The organism is Methylophaga thiooxydans DMS010 (genome assembly GCF_000156355.1).
GTDB classification, from domain to species: Bacteria; Pseudomonadota; Gammaproteobacteria; order Nitrosococcales; family Methylophagaceae; genus Methylophaga; species Methylophaga thiooxydans.
The window spans coordinates 195,885-214,515 of the sequence record NZ_GG657899.1; the positions used below are offsets into that span (position 1 = coordinate 195,885).

Annotated in this window: 18 protein-coding genes; 7 read left to right on the forward strand and 11 right to left on the reverse strand. The window is 47.1% G+C overall.

Annotated features, from left to right (window positions below; translation table 11 throughout):
• Positions 1–140: 140 nt before the first annotated feature.
• Together MDMS009_RS09775 and MDMS009_RS09780 are read left to right on the forward strand one after the other, a co-directional pair.
• A complete protein-coding gene (locus MDMS009_RS09775; RefSeq protein WP_008291237.1) occupies positions 141–2,573 on the forward strand; it encodes an Rne/Rng family ribonuclease in 2,433 nt (810 codons plus the stop codon).
• Complete coding sequence (locus MDMS009_RS09780; protein WP_036312499.1) at positions 2,557–2,850, forward strand: hypothetical protein; 294 nt, start codon at positions 2,557–2,559, stop codon at positions 2,848–2,850. The genes MDMS009_RS09775 and MDMS009_RS09780 overlap by 17 nt, the downstream gene beginning before the upstream one ends.
• Here MDMS009_RS09780 and kdsB read toward each other — a convergent pair.
• The 7 genes from kdsB to MDMS009_RS09815 are packed head-to-tail and all read right to left on the reverse strand — an operon-like array spanning position 2,818 to position 9,852.
• On the reverse strand, positions 2,818–3,573 hold the full coding sequence (kdsB, locus tag MDMS009_RS09785; protein WP_008291363.1) for a 3-deoxy-manno-octulosonate cytidylyltransferase: 756 nt from the start codon (positions 3,571–3,573) through the stop codon (positions 2,818–2,820). The genes MDMS009_RS09780 and kdsB overlap by 33 nt on opposite strands.
• Positions 3,574–3,753 carry a Trm112 family protein gene (locus tag MDMS009_RS09790; protein ID WP_043888162.1) on the reverse strand — a complete coding sequence of 60 codons (180 nt, stop codon included), beginning with the start codon at positions 3,751–3,753 and terminating at the stop codon, positions 3,574–3,576.
• Positions 3,746–4,729, reverse strand: coding sequence for a tetraacyldisaccharide 4'-kinase (gene lpxK / locus MDMS009_RS09795; protein ID WP_008291628.1), 984 nt, complete (start codon positions 4,727–4,729; stop codon positions 3,746–3,748). Before lpxK ends, MDMS009_RS09790 begins: the two co-directional genes overlap by 8 nt.
• Positions 4,730–4,737: 8 nt before the next feature.
• Positions 4,738–6,492, reverse strand: a complete 1,755-nt coding sequence (gene msbA / locus MDMS009_RS09800; protein ID WP_008291502.1) for a lipid A export permease/ATP-binding protein MsbA — start codon at positions 6,490–6,492, stop codon at positions 4,738–4,740.
• Positions 6,489–6,863 (reverse strand): ExbD/TolR family protein, encoded by a 375-nt coding sequence (locus MDMS009_RS09805; RefSeq protein WP_008291400.1) that lies wholly within the window; start codon positions 6,861–6,863, stop codon positions 6,489–6,491. Before MDMS009_RS09805 ends, msbA begins: the two co-directional genes overlap by 4 nt.
• A gap of 25 nt (positions 6,864–6,888) precedes the next feature.
• A complete protein-coding gene (locus tag MDMS009_RS09810) occupies positions 6,889–7,545 on the reverse strand; it encodes a MotA/TolQ/ExbB proton channel family protein (RefSeq protein WP_008291654.1) in 657 nt (218 codons plus the stop codon).
• 57 nt (positions 7,546–7,602) lie between these two features.
• Complete coding sequence (locus MDMS009_RS09815; protein WP_008291408.1) at positions 7,603–9,852, reverse strand: DNA internalization-related competence protein ComEC/Rec2; 2,250 nt, start codon at positions 9,850–9,852, stop codon at positions 7,603–7,605.
• A 44-nt stretch (positions 9,853–9,896) separates the two neighbouring features.
• On the opposite strand from MDMS009_RS09815, the gene MDMS009_RS09820 reads away from it, so the two are divergent.
• Entirely contained in the window at positions 9,897–10,421 is a 525-nt protein-coding gene (locus tag MDMS009_RS09820; protein ID WP_043888164.1) for a DUF2062 domain-containing protein, read from the forward strand.
• Here MDMS009_RS09820 and lolD read toward each other — a convergent pair.
• From lolD to rpiA, 3 genes are all read right to left on the reverse strand, one after another.
• The gene (gene lolD, locus MDMS009_RS09825; protein WP_008291227.1) at positions 10,410–11,096 is read right to left on the reverse strand and encodes a lipoprotein-releasing ABC transporter ATP-binding protein LolD; all 687 of its coding nucleotides are present in this window, start codon (positions 11,094–11,096) and stop codon (positions 10,410–10,412) included. The genes MDMS009_RS09820 and lolD overlap by 12 nt on opposite strands.
• The gene (locus tag MDMS009_RS09830; protein ID WP_043888166.1) at positions 11,089–12,336 is read right to left on the reverse strand and encodes a lipoprotein-releasing ABC transporter permease subunit; all 1,248 of its coding nucleotides are present in this window, start codon (positions 12,334–12,336) and stop codon (positions 11,089–11,091) included. The genes lolD and MDMS009_RS09830 overlap by 8 nt, the downstream gene beginning before the upstream one ends.
• Before the next feature lie 66 nt (positions 12,337–12,402).
• Entirely contained in the window at positions 12,403–13,065 is a 663-nt protein-coding gene (rpiA, locus tag MDMS009_RS09835; protein WP_008291779.1) for a ribose-5-phosphate isomerase RpiA, read from the reverse strand.
• Positions 13,066–13,183: 118 nt separating this feature from the next.
• On the opposite strand from rpiA, the gene ilvA reads away from it, so the two are divergent.
• Together ilvA and MDMS009_RS09845 are read left to right on the forward strand one after the other, a co-directional pair.
• Positions 13,184–14,698, forward strand: a complete 1,515-nt coding sequence (gene ilvA / locus MDMS009_RS09840; protein ID WP_008291556.1) for a threonine ammonia-lyase, biosynthetic — start codon at positions 13,184–13,186, stop codon at positions 14,696–14,698.
• A 135-nt stretch (positions 14,699–14,833) separates the two neighbouring features.
• Positions 14,834–16,075 carry a cation:proton antiporter gene (locus MDMS009_RS09845; RefSeq protein WP_008291399.1) on the forward strand — a complete coding sequence of 414 codons (1,242 nt, stop codon included), beginning with the start codon at positions 14,834–14,836 and terminating at the stop codon, positions 16,073–16,075.
• On the opposite strand, the gene MDMS009_RS09850 is transcribed toward MDMS009_RS09845, so the two are convergent.
• A complete protein-coding gene (locus MDMS009_RS09850; RefSeq protein WP_008291610.1) occupies positions 16,062–16,757 on the reverse strand; it encodes an SIMPL domain-containing protein in 696 nt (231 codons plus the stop codon). The genes MDMS009_RS09845 and MDMS009_RS09850 overlap by 14 nt on opposite strands.
• Before the next feature lie 177 nt (positions 16,758–16,934).
• Between MDMS009_RS09850 and pgl the strand changes: the two genes are divergently transcribed.
• Entirely contained in the window at positions 16,935–17,645 is a 711-nt protein-coding gene (gene pgl / locus MDMS009_RS09855; RefSeq protein WP_008291492.1) for a 6-phosphogluconolactonase, read from the forward strand.
• 3 nt (positions 17,646–17,648) lie between these two features.
• Positions 17,649–18,629 carry a glucokinase gene (locus tag MDMS009_RS09860; RefSeq protein ID WP_008291643.1) on the forward strand — a complete coding sequence of 327 codons (981 nt, stop codon included), beginning with the start codon at positions 17,649–17,651 and terminating at the stop codon, positions 18,627–18,629.
• The last annotated feature ends 2 nt before the right edge of the window (positions 18,630–18,631 follow it).

The following is an 18,631-nucleotide window of genomic DNA, read 5'->3' on the forward strand; positions in this document are numbered from 1 at the left end:
AATGGAGGGCGCATGATGGGGAAAAATTTTTACAATTAATTACTGAAAACAGACAGTGTCGTTCTGTATAGCCCGATTGGCTCAGCGTCCACTACAAGTGGCATGCATAGGACATGCGGACCTCAATTTGAGGTTAATGCATGAAACGAATTTTAATTAACGCAACCCATGAAGAAGAGTTGCGTGTGGCAATGGTCGATGGCCAGCGCCTGTTTGATCTGGATATTGATACGCCTTCTAGGGAACAAAAGAAAGGCAACATTTATAAAGGTAAAATTACCCGCGTAGAACCCAGTCTTGAAGCTGTTTTTGTTGAATACGGCGCCGAGCGACAAGGTTTTCTGCCGCTCAAAGAAATTTCAAAAAGCTACTTTAAAAAGCGCGAAAATGGTGATGACTCTAGTGGCCGTTTTAACGTGCAAGATGTCTTGTCAGTGGGACAGGAACTGGTCGTTCAGATTGAAAAAGAAGAGCGCGGTAACAAAGGCGCAGCTTTAACGACCTTCATCAGCCTGGCCGGCCGTTATCTGGTCTTGATGCCAAATAGTCCGCGTGCAGGTGGCATATCACGCCGTATCGAAGGCGATGATCGGGCTGAGTTGCAAGATGCTCTACGTCAATTGGAAGTGCCTGAAGGCATGGGCATGATTGTGCGTACCGCGGGTGTTGGAAAACAGACAGAAGAACTGCAGTGGGACCTGGAATACCTTGTTCAGTTGTGGACAGCTATTGATGTTGCTACGAAAGACCGCAGTGCACCGTTTTTGGTCTATCAGGAAAGCAATATCATCATTCGTGCTTTGCGTGATTACTTGCGCAAAGACATTGGCGAGATTCTGGTCGATTCGCCTGAGGTTTACCAAACAGGTTATGACTTCATGCGCATGGTGATGCCGCATGAACTAAGTAAATTCAAGCTATACCAAGACAAAGTTCCGCTTTTTACCCGCTATCAAGTCGAAAGTCAGATTGAAAGTGCGTTCCGTCATGAAGTACGTCTGCCATCAGGTGGCGCATTAGTGATCGACCCGACGGAAGCGTTGATTTCTATCGACGTGAACTCAGCACGCGCCAATAAAGGCGGTGACATTGAAGAGACTGCGTTAAACACCAACCTAGAAGCGGCGGAAGAAATTGCACGTCAATTGCGCCTGCGTGATTTGGGTGGTCTGGTAGTGATTGACTTCATTGATATGGGGCCAAGTCGTAATCAGCGTGAAGTTGAAAACCGTCTGCGTGAACACTTAAAAGCTGACCGTGCACGCGTGCAGGTCGGTCGTATTTCACGTTTTGGTCTGTTGGAAATGTCACGTCAACGATTACGTCCGGCGTTGGGAGAAGCACATCAGGAGATCTGCCCGCGTTGCGCCGGTCTTGGCCATGTTCGTGGCGTTGAATCATTAGGCCTGGCGGTATTACGTCTGGTCGAAGAAGAAGCGACAAAAGATCGTATTACGCAGTTAGTAGTTCAACTCCCGGTACCTGTTGCAACGTTTATTCTCAATGATAAACGTATGCAGGTTGAAGCCGTTGAGCAGCGCCACAGCGTCAAAATCGTGCTGATTCCAAATCCTCATCTAGATACGCCGCATTATGAGATTGAGCGCATTAAAGATGGCAATGTGAAAAGTGAAGTCAGTCACCAGATGATTTCATCCCCCGATCAGGAAACACCAGTTGTTTTGCGTGATAAACCTGTGTTGGAGCAACCCGCAGTGACAGGCATTTCGCCGGCAGCGCCCGCACCCGTTGTCAATAAGCGTGAGCAGGAACAGGAGAAAAAACCTAGTCTGCTCAAACGTCTGATGAATGTGCTGACGGGCAAAGCTGAAGAGGAAGAAACTATCGAGACACCAAAGACTGAGCAAAAATCAGAGCAAGACACGACGAAACGTTCTCAGAATCGTCGTAGTCGTGGTGGTCGCAATAATAATGGCGGCAACAATAGTAATAATGCTGAGCGTCGTAAGCCTCGTCGTCGTAATGAGAAAGCGCCAGAAACGGCAGAGGCTGAAGAAAAGCAGCAGCCTGCAACACCGAATAAGCCAAAAACAGCGGAAGGTGAAGAAAATAAGCCACGTAGTAACAATGGCAGACGTTCTCGCCGTGGTGGCCGTCGTCGTCGTCCACGTCCAGACAATGCGGATAATGCTGTTAAAAATGAGACGGATAAAGGTAATGTTATTCCGACACCGAAACCGGAAGTCGATGGTAATGCGGTGCCGTCACCAGAACCAGAGGTGAACGGTAATCTCATCAAGCCGGACAAAGAACCGGAAATTGATGGTAACAAGGTGCCAGCTAATAAGCCGAAGCGGACACGGTCTTCGAGTGGTAGTAGTAACCGTCGTCGCCGTCCGAGCGAAAAAGATAAGGCTGAAGCAGCGAGTGCCGCTGAGAAAAAACAGGCTCAAGCAGGCGAAGAAAAACAGCCGGCGCCGAGTGAAAGTAATAAACAAGCTAAGCCGAAAAACGAAGCAAAAGTAGAAAAAAAATCCGCATCGGATGATAATGGCAATCAAGACAAAGCCAAAACCGAAGCGAGTGCTAAAACACATGCCCAGGAAGAGTAATATTCCATCTACCGATCTGCTGGCCTTAATCGGCCAGCAGGTAACGTATCACCAACATCGTTGTGAAATTATTGAGTTATTGGATGATTGTGAGCTGGTCTTGCAAGTATTGGAAGATGACCACAATATTCAGCCAACGCAATATGGAGAAGGGCATCGGACGGTGCCAAAAACCTATACCTTGCCGGTGTTTGATGGCGAAGGTGACTTGCATGCCGAATTAGTGGCAGCCGGTTTAGATAAGTTACTCAGCAAACACCTGTCGAACTTCAATTAAGTCTGCTTCAGTATCAACACCATGTCCGGCACTTATCAGTGCCTCTGACATATGAATCTTGTTGCCGTGAAACAAGGTTCTTAATTGTTCCAATGACTCTTCTGTCTCTAAAAAGCACGGTGTCATATCTGCATATGATTTGAGAAAGCTCGCACGGTAACCATACAGACCGATATGACGGTAGTGCGGTAGCTCTTCGGGTAAAGGCTTATCTTGATCAAAATGATCTCGCATCCACGGAATAGGGGCGCGACTGAAATATAAGGCATAGCCTTGCGCATCCATCACCACTTTGACTACGTTTGGATCAAACACCTGTTTTTGTTGTTTAATACGGCTGAAAAGCGATGCCATATCTGCCTGTGGATACTCGGCTAAATCAGCGGCTACCTGATTAATCAATAGTGCCGGCAGGCACGGTTCATCGCCTTGAACGTTGATGACAATATCGTCATCTGCAAAGCCACGAAGTGTGGCGACTTCTGCTAGACGATCTGTGCCCGAGCGATGATCAGCCGCAGTCATACAGACATCGGCGCCGAAGTGTGACGCCACCTGCTCAATCCGTTCATCATCTGTGGCAATGATCACGCTATCGGCATCACTCTCCGAAGCACGTTCATAGACATGCTGAATCATCGGTTTACCGGCAATATCCAGTAAAGGCTTACCTGGTAATCGGCTTGATGCATAGCGCGCAGGAATGACGATTTTGAAAGCCATTTATACCTCTTCGTCTACGGCAAGCTCGCGCGCTTCTTCGGTAAGCATCACAGGAATAGCATCGCGCACCGGGTACGCTAAACGACAACCTTTGCAAACCAATTCCTGCTTCACTTTGAGATAGGCCAAACTGCCTTTACAAGAAGGGCAGGCAAGAATTTCGAGTAACGTATTATCCATTAGCTGGATCCTTTATTTTCTTTATAATCGCTTGAATCAGACTGTCATCGAGACGCGCTGAAACCGGTAAATACCAGTGATTTTTTTGTGCATATGGCTGGCATTTTACCGCATCTTTCTCTGTCATCAGAAGCGGTAAGTCATTGGCAAAGTTTACATCGCTGGCCTTAAACGCATGGTGGTCGTCAAACGCATGGGGATGAACAATCATTTTATAGTCACACAACAGATCAAAAAAGCGTTGCGGATGACCAATGCCTGCCATCGCGTGGATCTCTTTTCCGGCAAAAGCATCCAAAGGCATGCGTTGGTCGGGATGAGCAAGGTTTATCCATTCCTCTGCAACTAATTGCATTTGATAACACGGGTTTGATTCTCCACCGTTATAGATCACAAAGTCGACAGAGCTCAGTCGTGACATTGGTTCACGCAATGGTCCTGCGGGGAGACAGAGTTTATTACCAAACCGCCGCGAGCCATCAACAAGGGTAATTTCTATATCACGTTGCAAAGCGTAATGTTGCAGACCATCATCTGAAATAATCACGTCACAATGATGTTGGCTTAATAGATGTACCGCAGCCTGACTGCGATTGGGGTCAACGACTACCGGACATTGTGTTCTGCGACAAATTAATAATGGCTCGTCACCCGAGTGACTCGCGTTGCTGTCCGGCGAGACGTCTAACGGGTAGATGGGGGAATGGCCACCATAGCCACGGCTGATAATGCCCGGTTGAAAGCCTGCCTGTTTAAGTTGCTCAGCCAGCCAGATAACAAAGGGTGTCTTGCCTGTACCACCGATACTGATATTACCGACAATGATCACGGGCACAGGCATCTTGTGGCGTGTCAGTAGGTCACGTTGATAGGCTTGCTTACGAACAAAAATAACGAGACGGTAGAGGAAGCTTAACGGCAATAACAACCAGCGTAGCGGATGTGTTTGATACCAACTGTCAGTCAACCACCGCATGACAACGATTACTGTTCCTGAAATTGTAAACGATGCAATTCAGCGTAATGCGCGCCTTTCGCTAACAGTTCTGAATGAGTCCCCATTTCTAAAATCTCACCGTTATGCATCACCACTATTAAATCAGCTTTTTCGATGGTCGATAAGCGATGCGCAATGACCAGCGTAGTGCGTTGTTGCATCAGTGTTTCTAACGCCGCCTGTATGTGGCGCTCTGCTTCTGAGTCTAAGGCTGAGGTGGCTTCATCGAGAATAAGAATAGGCGCGTTACGCAGTAATGCACGAGCAATGGCCAATCGTTGGCGCTGCCCCCCCGACAGAAGTACACCATTCTCACCCACTTGGGTGTGTAAGCCGTCAGGTAAGCGTTGAATAAAGTCCCAGGCATGGGCAGATTTGGCAGCCTCAATAATCATTTCTTCGCTGACTTCTTCAGCTTGGCCGTAACTGATGTTATTTGCAATCGTATCGTTGAATAATACGACTTGCTGGTTCACCAGTGAAATTTGACGGCGCAGATCGGCCAGCTTGAGCTGTTTGATGTCAAAACCATCAATGCTAATTTCGCCAGACTGGATATTATAGAAACGTGCTAATAAGCTGACTAAGGTAGTTTTCCCGCTTCCTGAGTGCCCGACAAAGGCGACAGTTTGTCCGGCTTTGGCTTCGACGCTGACACTATCGAGAACGTTGCCTTTATCATCACTGTAGCTGAAACTAACGTCTTTATATTCAATATGACCTTCGGCACGCTCAAGACTTAATTGACCGTCATCAACCTCAGGTCTCTCATCCAATAGCTTAAAGATACTTTCGGCTGCGGCCACACCAGCCTGTAATTTGGCATTAACCTTGGTTAAACGTTTCAGTGGGGTTAATAACATCATCATCGCAGTAATAAACGAGATAAAGCCACCAACCGTTATTTTTTCCAGCATTTCTGGCAGCGTGGCTATGTATATTACCAATGCCAGACCTACTGCTGCGATCAATGCTGTTAACGGCTGACTGATGGCATCGGTAGCGATCTTTTTCATTTGCTGGCGGCGGTTGCCCTGATTGACCTTATCAAAACGTTTGCTTTCATACTCCTGACCACCAAATGTTTTAATCTCGCGGTGACCTTCAATAATTTCACCGGAAACATGACTCACATTGCCCATGGAGTTCTGGATATTTTTACTGATTCGGCGAAAACGGATGCTGACGAAATACACCAATAGAGCAATAAACGGCACCGTGATTAGGATGAATAAAGACAAAAATCCGTTGAGATAAAACATCCACGCCAGAAGCCCGATGATAGTCAGGCTGTCACGAATAATGGTGAGCACTGCGTCTGTGGCTGCGCTGGCAACTTGTTCAACATCATAGAGCAGTTTGGACATCAACTGCCCAGAGGTACTGTGGTCGTAAAAGCTCGCCGGTAATACCAGTAGCTTGTTAAACATTTCTTCACGTAAAGTTTTGATGACATTACGTGAAATCCAACCAAGGCCATAGGTGGTAAAAAAGTCAGCGAGACCACGAATGATAAACAGGCCAATAATCGCAAACGGGATCAGCCTGATGATATCAGGATCACGCTCAACGAAGCTGCCATCCATAAGTGGTTTCATCAACGCAGCGACACCGGTTTCGGTAGCGGCGTAAACAATCATTGTTAGCACTACGGCACTAAATGCCAGCCAATAGGGTTTCACATAGCGTAGTAGGCGCTTGTACAGTTGTACTGCGCTTATCTCGACACTGTTTTCTGTCATGGAGTCTCTTGTTTGGTTTGTCTGGTCGCCAATGTTAGTTTGGTGTAGCCAAGCTGTTGAGCAGTATCCATCGCGGTAACGATATGTTGATATTCAGCATTGGCGTCAGCGCTGATAATGATATGAGGATCGTCACGCTCTCCCACTACACGCTTCAGGACGCTTGTTAAAATCTCCCTGCTGACCACCGGCAAAGATTCTTCATTGACAAGAAATTGTCCATCGGCCTGAATCACGATATCAACTGGCTTATCCTGTTCGACCATCGCTTCACCCGTCGCTTCCGGCAGATTGACTTTGAGTGAGCTTTCACGGATGAAGCTGGTTGATACCATAAAAAACAGCAACAACAGAAAGACGACGTCAATCATCGGGGTCAGATTGACATCAGGATCCTCAGACCGTTGTGGTGATAGATTCACGTCTTACTTCCTCATCAGGATCAAATTGACGATCACCGTGCAGAATTTCGATTAACTGCATGGCTTGTTCTTCCATGCCCACCACGAGTTTACTGATTTTACCGCGGAAATAACGATAGAAAATCAGGCTGGGAATGGCGACGACTAAGCCTGTTGCGGTGGTGATTAAGGCTTCAGAAATACCGCCAGCCAGTGTTTCCGGGTTGCCTACGCCCTCAGCGGTGATCACGGCGAAGACTTTAATCATGCCGATAACTGTTCCGAGCAAGCCAATCAGTGGTGAAATCGCAGCGACGGTTCCAAGCGTATTGAGGTTTCGCTCTAAAGCGACAGTGACATGTCGACCAATATCTTCGATGCTTTCCTTGGTAATTTCGCGTGAGCTGTTTCGGTTTATCAGGCCGGAAGCGAGAATTTGACCCAATGGTGAATTCGCTTGTAAGGCTTTGATGCGGCTGGCATCGACCTGTTTATATTTCAGCCATTGCCAGATTTGCGTAACCAGCTCCGGTGGCGCAATACGTTTTTGTTGTAGGCTCCAAAAACGTTCAGCGATGATGGCAATCGAAATTACCGAACAAATGAACAGCGGTATCATTAACCAACCGCCAGCTTTAAACAATTCCAGCATGATAGTTCAGTCTCTGTTGTTTAAATTAGACAGCGCTCATGATACGTGAAAATGACGCTACTCAGTAGCTTTGGATGTCCATAGCTTTGCGTTTTGTTGTCGCCAGCGTATCGGCTGCGTCTCATCACGGAACAATATAGCACCATGATGATCGGTTCTGAGTAGGTTTGTCCCTTGTTTTTGATAACGCTTTAAAACAGATTCAACAGGGAATCTATAGCGATTCCGGTAGCCGACAGCAAGCAAGCCATACTCAGGATCCACGGTCTGAATAAATCGCATCGTCGATGATGTGCGGCTGCCATGATGTGGCACGACAAGAATATCCGCCTTTAATGCCTTTCCATAACGGTTTAGTAAACGGTATTCGCTCTCTTTTTCAATATCACCCGGTAATAAGGCGCTACGATTGTTGGCCGTTACTTTGAGGACACAAGAACGATTATTATTGTTAGAAGTAAGCTTGGTCTCAAACGGATGCAATATTTCAAACTTGACCTGATTCCAAAACCAGACTTGGCCTGCAAGACACGGCGTTGCGTTTGGTAGTGCTTCCAGATCGCTGCTGTAGGTCTCATTAATGGTTACCAAGTCTGCCAGACTGTCGACACCACCGATATGATCATTGTCGCTATGACTGACAATAAGTTTATCAACGTTGTTAATAGCTCGATGCTTTAGATAGGGAGCCACTACGGCCTTGCCAGTATCAAAGTAGGCACTGTACTTGGGACCGGTATCAAATACTAAAACATGATCTTTGGTTTCAATAACTGTCGCTAATCCTTGTCCTACATCCAAGACGCTAAGATAAAATTCACCAGACTCTGGTTTATCGGGTTGATAAAACCAGATAGGAAGTAACAGAATCAATGCCAACCATTTTGCCGGCCAGCCACGAGGTAGCAATATCAGAATGACGGCAATCGCCACAAAGCCAATCATGACAATGGGTAAAAAAGGCGAATGCCAGTCAGAAATAGGACTGTTTGCCAACAAACGCAACCATTGCCACATGAGATCGAGCAAATAATCGGCGTTATTTAACAGCCATCTCGCCAAGGGTTCAGACACGATCAGCATGACCATGCCAAATAAAATGATTGGCACGACTAAAAAACTCACTAAAGGTACCGCAATAAAATTGGCAATGGGTGAGATGACGGAGATTTGTCCAAAGAACAATACCAACAATGGAATCAAGCCGACGGCGATCCAAAGATGAATGCCAGCCCAGTTCCAGCGCTGTTTGGGGTAGCGATTGCTACAGGTAAAGACAATGAGGGCGACAGCCGAAAAGGAAAGCCAAAACCCAGCACTGATGACGGCAAACGGATCGATGAACAATACCAGCAATAAACTGACTGCCAGCACATGCAGAGGGTAAAGCGGTCGCTTCCAGACTAAAGCCAACATGATGGTGGCAACCATCACAAAAGCGCGTTGTGTAGGGACAGTGAACCCTGCCAGACAGGCATAGAATGCAGCTAATATGACACCACCTAAGGCACCGACATAGTGCGCCGGTACTCGAAGTAATAAACTGGGCATTAAGCTCCATAAAAACCGCAATAGGAAAAAACCGATTGCAGCTGCGAGTCCGATGTGTAAACCGGATATTGCTAACAAATGACTGGTACCGGTTTGTCTGAGCGTTTGCCAGTGAGAGTCGTCTAAATCATCACGAATCCCGATGGCTAATCCTTGTAACAACGGTAGCTGTTCAGCGTCCGGGAGTAGTTTTTTTAATCTGACTTGCAGTTGCTGACGAAGCCTGTTTACGTCCCAAACCGAAGCGTGTTGTAAAAGCTGATTGGAAGTGCTGTCACGGACATAACCTGTGGCACCGATTCTTTGCGTGAATAACCACTTTTCATAATCAAAACTCCCCGGATTGCTCATGCCGCGAGGAGGCTTTAGTCTGACCGTGAATTGCCAGTGTTCACCGGCGTTGGGGTAAGGATTTGAAGCGCGATACCAAGTTAAACGAATGCGACGGGGATATGCCGACGAGTCGGGAGCAAGCTCAAATCGAACAAGACGATCGCGAACCGTCGGTATCGTCGTAATTTCGCCGCTGATGACAATGTCTTTCCCGGCTAGCGTCTCGGGTAATCGATCAGCCAATTGCGATTGCGCTTGAAATCCTGCCCACAACAGGCCGACAATGAAGGCTAGACCAACCGTATGTCTGAGCCAAAGAACGATAATGACGACCAACAGCAAGAAACCATTTGGCGCTGGCATTTCTTTTAGACTTAGACAAAGCAGACAGCCCAGCAAAAATGCCATGGCAGTTTTAATCATATATCCCTATAATGACGCCCGACTTTGCATGTTACTGAGACACGATGCCTCGTAGATTCCTAAAACGCATCATGCCAGATCACAACACGATGCGCGAACATCCCCACCTGCGTAAGTTTGGTCAGCGGCTGACAGAACCACGACTATGGCACTTGAACCGACGTTCAGTAGCTGGCGGGATGGCGTTGGGCCTATTTATTGGTTTTATGCCCATTCTGGGGCAAATGTTTCTTGCTGTTGCTTTAGCCATTTGGTTTAGAGTCAATCTACCTGTGGCCTCAATGGCGGTATGGATTACAAACCCATTTACCGTTGCACCGATTTACTTTTATGCCTACAAACTCGGGGCTTGGGTATTGCAGGTGCCGGTAGGGCAATATGCATTCAGCTTGTCTTGGGAATGGTTTAGCAAAGAGTTTTTGAGCATTTGGCAGCCACTGCTTGTGGGCTGTGTGATCTGCGGAACGATTGCTGCCATTCTCGGTATACTTTTTGTCAGGCTTGGCTGGCGCTTAGTGGTTATTCGTAGTTGGTTACAGCGCCAGCATAAAAATAAATCACGATCCTGACTGTAACTGACCATCCATCAACGTCATCACACGGTCCATTTTTCCTGCTAATTCAGTATCGTGGGTAACAATCACTAATGCCGTGCCTAAATCTTCATTTAATTGCAAAATCAAATCAAAGATAGATTGCGCGGTACGATGATCCAGATTACCTGTTGGTTCATCTGCCAATAAACATGCTGGTTCCGTAATCAATGCACGTGCCAAGGCGGCACGCTGTCGTTCACCACCGGATAATTCACTCGGCTTATGAAGCAGGCGATGGCTAAGCCCGACTTTTTCCAATAAGGCTTGTGACTTTTCCTGAGCTGCTTTCGGTGCCATGCCACCAATCACAAGCGGCATCGCGACATTTTCAACGGCCGTGAACTCGGGTAATAGGTGATGAAACTGATAGACAAACCCCAGTTGCTGGTTACGCAGTTTAGAAGCGGCCTTACTGCGCATGGCATGAATATCCTGACCATTGACCCACACGTGTCCGGCTGTGGGTGAATCTAAGCCGCCCATAATATGAAGCAGGGTACTTTTACCAGAACCGGAGCTCCCGACGATGGCAACACGATCACCTTTGTTTACAGTGAGACTGATATTGTCCAAAACATGAGTCTGCAAATCACCATCACTAAACGATTTGGCTAACTGCTGTGTTGAAATTACTGCCTGATCAGTCATAGCGCAATGCCTCAGCCGGTTTGACCTGGGATGCTCGCCAGGATGGGTATAAGGTAGAAAGAATCGATAAAACAAACGCGGTAATCGCAATGACACTCACATCATGCCACTGTAATTGCGAGGGAAGACTGCTGATGTAATACACATCTGCGGGCAGAAATTGGTAGCCAATCAGGCTTTCCAGTTTGGCAATCAATGTTTCCACATTTAATGCCAAAGCAACGCCGCCTATCACCCCTAAACCGGTTCCGATTAAGCCAATCAGGGTGCCTTGCACCATAAATATGCCCATGACACTGGCCGGCGTCATGCCTAGCGTACGTAGAATAGCGATATCAGGGTGTTTATCGGTCACCATCATGACTAAGGTCGAAACGATGTTAAAGGCGGCAACAGCGACGATCAGCAGCAGAATCACAAACATCACGGTTTTTTCCGTCTTCAACGCGCGGAAGAAATTGGCGTGTTGGTAAGTCCAGTCTGCTCCCCGATATTGAGTCGACACATCTTGCATCACATTGCGGAGTAACTGCGGCGCTTTGAATACATCATCAAATTCCAGTCTTAGCCCTGTCACCTTGCCCGGAATTTTGAAGAGTTTAGCGGCATCAGTGATATTCATAATGGCTAAAGAACTGTCATATTCATACATGCCGATTTCAAATACACCGACAACGGTTAAGCGTTTCAGACGTGGAATGACACCAGCTGGGGTTGGACTGACATGGGGTGTGATAAGCGTGATTTTGTCACCGGTGGCGACACCCATTGCGATAGCCAAATCTTTACCCAAGACAATGCCAAAACTGCCATCAGTCAGCGCTTCAAGCTCACCTTGAATGACCTTGTCACCAATCGTTGAAACCGTTTTTTCCAACTCAACGTCAATTCCTCTGACCAGCGTGCCTCGCACACGGCTGCCTTGGCTCAGCATCGCCTGACCCTCAACAAAAGGCGCGGAATCAACTAAGTCCGGATTATCCTGCAATGATGCTTGCAGTTGTTGCCAATCACTTAACGTGCCGTCTTGACCGGTGATAAAGGCATGTGAGGTCATACCAAGAATGCGTTCTTTCAGCTCTTTTTCAAAGCCATTCATCACGGATAACACCGTAATCAGAGCTGCGACACCAAGCGCAACGCCTAGCATTGACGTTAAAGAAATAAAGGAAATGAAGTGATTACGGCGTTTTGCTCGGGTGTATCGTGTGCCGATATAAAGACTGAGCGGTCTGAACATAGTAGCGCCAATCAAAAAGGGTAAAGAAACTGACCCCGCAGGGCAGGGTCAGCGCATAGGGTTTTACTATTTAGCGTGAACGGTTTGCGTACCATCTTCCGAGCCCACCAGCAGCACATCCGCAGGACGCATCGCAAACAGGCCATTAGTCACCACACCAACGATATCGTTCAATGTTTTTTCAAGCTTAATCGGTTCCATGATATCCATGCCGTGGACATCGAGGATGACATTGCCGTTGTCAGTGATAACGCCTTCACGGTAGACAGGCTGTCCGCCCAGTTTGACGATTTCGCGAGCCACATAGCTACGAGCCATCGGAATCACTTCAACAGGCAAAGGGAATTTGCCTAAAATATCAACTTGCTTGGTCGCATCGACGATACAAACAAACTGTTTGCTGGCGGCCGCAATGATCTTTTCACGAGTTAACGCACCGCCGCCACCTTTTACTAGCTCAAGCAGCGAGTTGGCTTCATCAGCGCCATCAACATACACTTCAATTTCATTACACTCGTTGAGATCGAAGACTTTTATGCCTAATTCCTGCATTTTTTTGGTAGAAGCTTCTGAACTGGAAACCGCACCTTCGATACGGCCTTTGATGGTCGCCAAAGCATCGATAAAGTGATTCACTGTTGAGCCGGTACCGACACCCACGATGCCATCACCTTTGATGTATTCCAGTGCAGCCCACGCGGCTTGTTTTTTCATTTCATCAGCATTCATAGTCAGCGTCCTCTTGTTCGCAATAGCGTAAAAAATAATCCCGGCAATTATAGAGATAAATGACCGTCAATGGTAACGTAAGCGCTTTGATAACGATAACTAACTGATTTGGGCGGCAATGCTAACTGAATACGTAGAAAAAATTCTCAAGGCGCGAGTCTATGACGTAGCCAATGAAACCCCGTTGGATGTGATGCCACGACTAAGTAAACGGCTACACAACACGATTTTGATTAAGCGTGAGGATTTACAACCGGTATTTTCGTTTAAGTTACGCGGCGCGTATAACCGAATGAGTCAGCTCAATGATGAAGAGCGTGCGCGCGGCGTGGTGTGCGCCTCTGCTGGTAATCATGCGCAAGGTGTAGCACTTGCGGCTCAAAAAATGGGCATTTCTGCACTTATCGTCATGCCAAAGACGACACCGCCAATCAAGGTGGAAGCGGTTCGTGCTTTAGGTGCAGAAATTAATCTACATGGCAACAGCTATGATGATGCAGGTGCTTATGCGACAGATATTGCGCAAAAGGATGGCCGCACCTATATCCATCCTTATGACGACCCAGAAGTGATTGCCGGGCAGGGTACCATTGCGATGGAAATCATTCGTCAGCATCCGGAGCCACTGCATGCGATTTTTGTCCCTGTCGGTGGTGGTGGCCTGATTGCAGGTGTCGCCGCTTATATCAAAGCATTCTGGCCTGAGATTAAAATTATTGCTGTTGAGCCAGCCGACGCTGCCAGTCTGAAAGCGGCATTAGATGCCGGTGAGCGAGTAAAACTGGATCAGGTTGGCTTATTTGCCGACGGAACTTCTGTCAGACAAGTGGGCGAGGAGCCTTTTCGAATCTGTCGTGAAACGGTGGATGAAGTCATCACGGTTGATAGTGATGAGCTATGCGCCGCGATCATGGATATTTTCGAAGATACTCGTTCGATTGCAGAACCTTCAGGTGCGTTGGCCGTTGCTGGTGTGAAGAAGTATCTCGCCACAAATCCGATGCAGGATCAGAAAATGGTTGTCATCGATAGCGGTGCCAACATCAATTTTGATCGACTGCGCCATGTGGCGGAACGGGCTGAAATTGGTGAACGACGTGAAGTGTTGTTTGCCACCAAGATCGATGAAGAGCCGGGCAGTTTCCAAAAATTTTGTAAAACGTTGGGTGATCGTGGCATCACCGAGTTTAATTATCGCTATGCCGATGACCAGCAGGCGCAAGTGTTTGTTGGCGTTAGAATTAATGGTAAAGATAAAGAGCGAAAAGGGCTATTTGAAATATTGGATCGCGCCGGTTACGACTGGGTCGATTTCACTGATAACGAAATGGCGAAACTGCATGTGCGTTACATGGTGGGTGGGCATGCACCACAAGTTGAAAATGAACGTCTGATTCGTTTTGAGTTTCCTGAGCGTCCAGGGGCATTGTTACGGTTTCTGACCCGTATTGGTAAACGTTGGAATATCAGTCTGTTCCACTATCGGAACCATGGCGCTGCGTATGGTCGCGTTTTAGTCGGCATACAAGTCGAAGACCAATACCAGCACGACTTTCAGACTTTCCTTGACTCACTGGGCTATAGTTATTGGGAAGAGACTGACAACCCGGCTTATCAATTGTTTCTGAAATAGCGCTGCAAACGTTTATCTATCAGGCTTGCCTAAGCAACCCGGCTGTGTTTTGCTAGGGATATAGTTTCTTTTTTGAAACAGGCGGTTAGCCATGTTGCTATGTTTAGGGCTGCTCCTTGATGAGAGCGTAAGCGAATGACAGTCAGCATCGCGGTAATGTGGCTGGCTGGACTACTGCTTTTTGCGATGCTGGTGAAGCCCATTGCTGAAAAGTGGCATATGCCGTTTGCCTCTGTGCTGATAGCGTTAGGTTTTATCGGAAGTGAGTTAGTGGTGAAAGCTGGCTTTGATACCGGAATTCGCTATGACTCTTTTCATGATCTGATTTTTTATATTTTTCTGCCGCTGCTTATTTTTCAGGCAGCCTTCACTCTCGACCTCACTCAATTAAAAGCACATTGGCTGCCTATCGTGCTATTTGCCTTGCCATTGATGCTGTTGGCGACCGCTATCAGCGCGTTGTTAATATATTGGGGCATTGGTCATCCGTCAGGCTTTCCCTTTATAGCAGCGCTTCTTACGGGGATCTTGTTGTCTGCCACGGATCCAGCAGCGGTAGTCGGTATGATGCGAGATCTAGGTGCTCCCAAACGTTTGTGCATTGTGCTTGAAGGGGAATCGCTATTGAATGATGCGATGGCTATTGTCACTTTTACTGTGTTGCTGCAATTAGCGTTGATGCCAGATTTCATGCTGTCGCTACCGGATGTTGCATTACGTTTCTTCTCCGTGTTTTTCGGAGGATTGTTATTCGGTGTCGTAATGGGGGTATTAGGCGCATTATTGCTGAACTATTTTCAGGATAATATCTCGCAGGCTGTTGTCACCATGGTCGCTGCCTATCTGGGTTTTTTACTTGCCGAGAAGGTGCTGCTTGTGTCAGGTGTCATCACGGTGCTGGTGGCAGGCTTGATGCTTAGTCACAAACTGTCTAAGCAACGGAACAAGACTAAAGCTTCTTTATTTGTTGATGATTTCTGGCAGTTCAATGTGTTTGTTGCTGAGGCGCTGATGTTTTTGTTTATGGGCGTCACCATAACGGTCACAATGTTTATTGATAACTGGCTGGCGATGTTGATTGCGATTGCAGCAGTATTGATTGCCAGAGTGGGGTTGTTAGCGACGGGCGCAGTCTTGTTATTACCTGTGAAGTCGCAAGCACGATTGACCATGATGGATCAGCGTTTGTTATTAACAGGTGGCTTGAGGGGCGCTGTGACCTTAGCACTGGTGTTATCGTTACCCACCGAGTTAAGTTATTGGTGGACCATTCAATCGATGGCGTTTGGTGTGGTGTTATTTACCTTTTTTGTGCAAGCACCATTGCTGCCCCACCTGCTCCAGCAGGCAGGGCAAAGCAAATCTAGTGAGCGTTGAGCTGTATGGTGCCACGCACTTGAACGCTAACCTCATTGCTACCGCCTGATAAAGCGGCTGGAGCACCTTTACGCATTGAGTCTGCTGACATCATTGCGCTTCGCTCCATCACCGGCATTGGGGTAAAGTGGTTGCCATCGATGGAGAGTGATACCAGATCGTAGCCTTTACGGTTGAACTCAGAAGTAATCAGTGACGCTTTATCTTTAAAGTTAACGATGGCTTGTTTAAGCAAGGTTTGTTTTACTTCTTCAGCTTTGGCATCGGAAACCTGAAAGTGCATCGATTGAATATTGGCTAGTGAACTGATGTCTGCAATGAACTGACTCATCTGCTCAAAGTTGCCTGTTTCCAGAGTTAATTGCTGGGTAACCTGCCATGAGCTGATTTCACCATCGTTATACAGTGGACGTGTGTTATAGCTCGATGTTTCAGCTTTAATCGCATTGAAGTTTTTTACCGCATCCAATACTAGTGCTGTTTTTTTATTAACCAGATTGGTGAGTTTGGCCGGGTCGCGACCATCTTCAATGACCTGTAGGCGAGTGATCAATTCATCATTAACCACATCACTAGTCGCGCTAGCGTCAAGATTTACCATACCGTATTGCTTGGTGTGGTCATCTGCCAACGTGACTGAGCTAAGCATGATGAAGCATGCAAAATAAAGGGCTTTTTTCATTTGTCTATCCTTGTCTTGAGGCCGATTTGCTTTTAAGACTATCTCAATTACAGTAAGTTTTCATATATCATGCACACATCACAATTGATGGTAAAAAGGTGATGGCTTCTGGGTCAACATGCCGTTACTGCCGCTTAAGATATAACAAAATAATTTTTATTAGTATTGAGGAATTTCATGAAAGCAGAAAAAAAAATCCTGCCTGATTCGGCTAGCCTTATCACTGCTGCTGCTGAACATTTTGTTGCGACGGCACGTGCTGCCATTGCCAAAAGAGGTGTCTTCTATGTGGCTTTGGCAGGTGGGTCGACGCCAAAAGGTCTGTATCAAAAGCTGGCAACATCACCGTACCTTGAACAAATCGACTGGGCTCGCGTTCATCTATTTTTTGGTGATGAGCGTTGCGTTGCGCCAACCCATGATGACAGTAACTTCAAAATGGCTCGTACGGCGATGATTGATTTGATTCCCATTCCAGCGGCAAATGTCCATCGTATGCCAACAGAAAGTGGTGAGCCTGCTGAGGTAGCTAAACGTTATGCAGAAACCATGCAAACAGTGATGGATGGCGCAGCATTTGACTTGTTGTTGTTGGGCCTAGGCCCAGATGGTCATATTGCCTCGCTATTCCCGGAAACGCCTGCTTTGGATGTGACTGATAGCTTAACCGCTCATCTTTATGTTGAGAAATTCGATTCATGGCGCGTCACCATGACTTACCCGGTCATCAATGCTGCCAGACAAGTCATCGTGTTTATTGCCGGTGAAGCCAAAGCCGCTATTGTTAATGACATAACGACGGAAGCAGTGACAGGATTGCCGGTTCAGCGTTTGGCGCCGGAAAACGATTATTATTGGTTTATGGACAAAGCCGCAGCAGGACAGTAAATAATGGCCTATCTGCTCGCAGCCGATATCGGTGGTACCAAAACCTTATTACAGCTCAGTGCTGTGTCAGGCGAGGTGTTGGCAAGTCAACGTTATGTCAGCGCTGACTATCGAGACTTTGAGCAGATTTTAACGGCATTTCTGGCACAAGCTGGTGGGCAATATCAGATTGATGTTGCCTGTCTGGCTATTGCTGGTCCTGTCAACGCTAATAGCGCTAAAGTGACAAATCTGCCCTGGCAGATTCACGCTGATAAGATCACCACTACTTTTGATATCGCTAGGGTCATTTTGTGCAATGATTTTGAAGCGGTCGGGTATGGCGTCGAGGCGCTGGAAGAGCATGATCTCCTGACTTTACATGCCGGGCAACCAGCACCAGGTCCTCGTGCACTGATCGGCGCAGGTACAGGCTTAGGTCAAGCTTATCTAGTTCAACAAGCAGATGAATGGCAGGTGTTCGCAACGGAGGGAGGGCATACCGATTTTGCGCCGACTGATCGAACGCAAGTGCGTTTATTAGAACATCTGTTTGAACGCTTTGGCCATGTTTCCTATGAACGTCTGGTGTCAGGCAGTGGTTTGGAAACGATCTATCATTTTTTGCGCGATTATCGTCAGTACGAAGAAGATTCGGATTGCCGCTTGGCGATGATGAAAGCTGATGCAGCCAGCGTTATTAGTGAATTCGCCCGCAAGGGTGAGCCATTGGCAAAAGAAGCGATGAATTTATTCTTTTCGATTTATGGTGCACAGGCAGGTAATTTAGCGCTAACAGTGATGCCTAAAGCGGGACTTTATATTGCGGGAGGCATTGCTGCTAAAAACCTAGAACTACTCGAGAAAGCGGAGTTTATGACGGCTTTTTTAAATAAAGGTCGAATGCAAGCCTTACTGGAGCGTATTCCAGTCAAAGTTATCCTTGATCCTGAGGTGGGTTTAAACGGTGCTCGCTTATTAGCCAGCAAAGCCATGTATAATTAAGT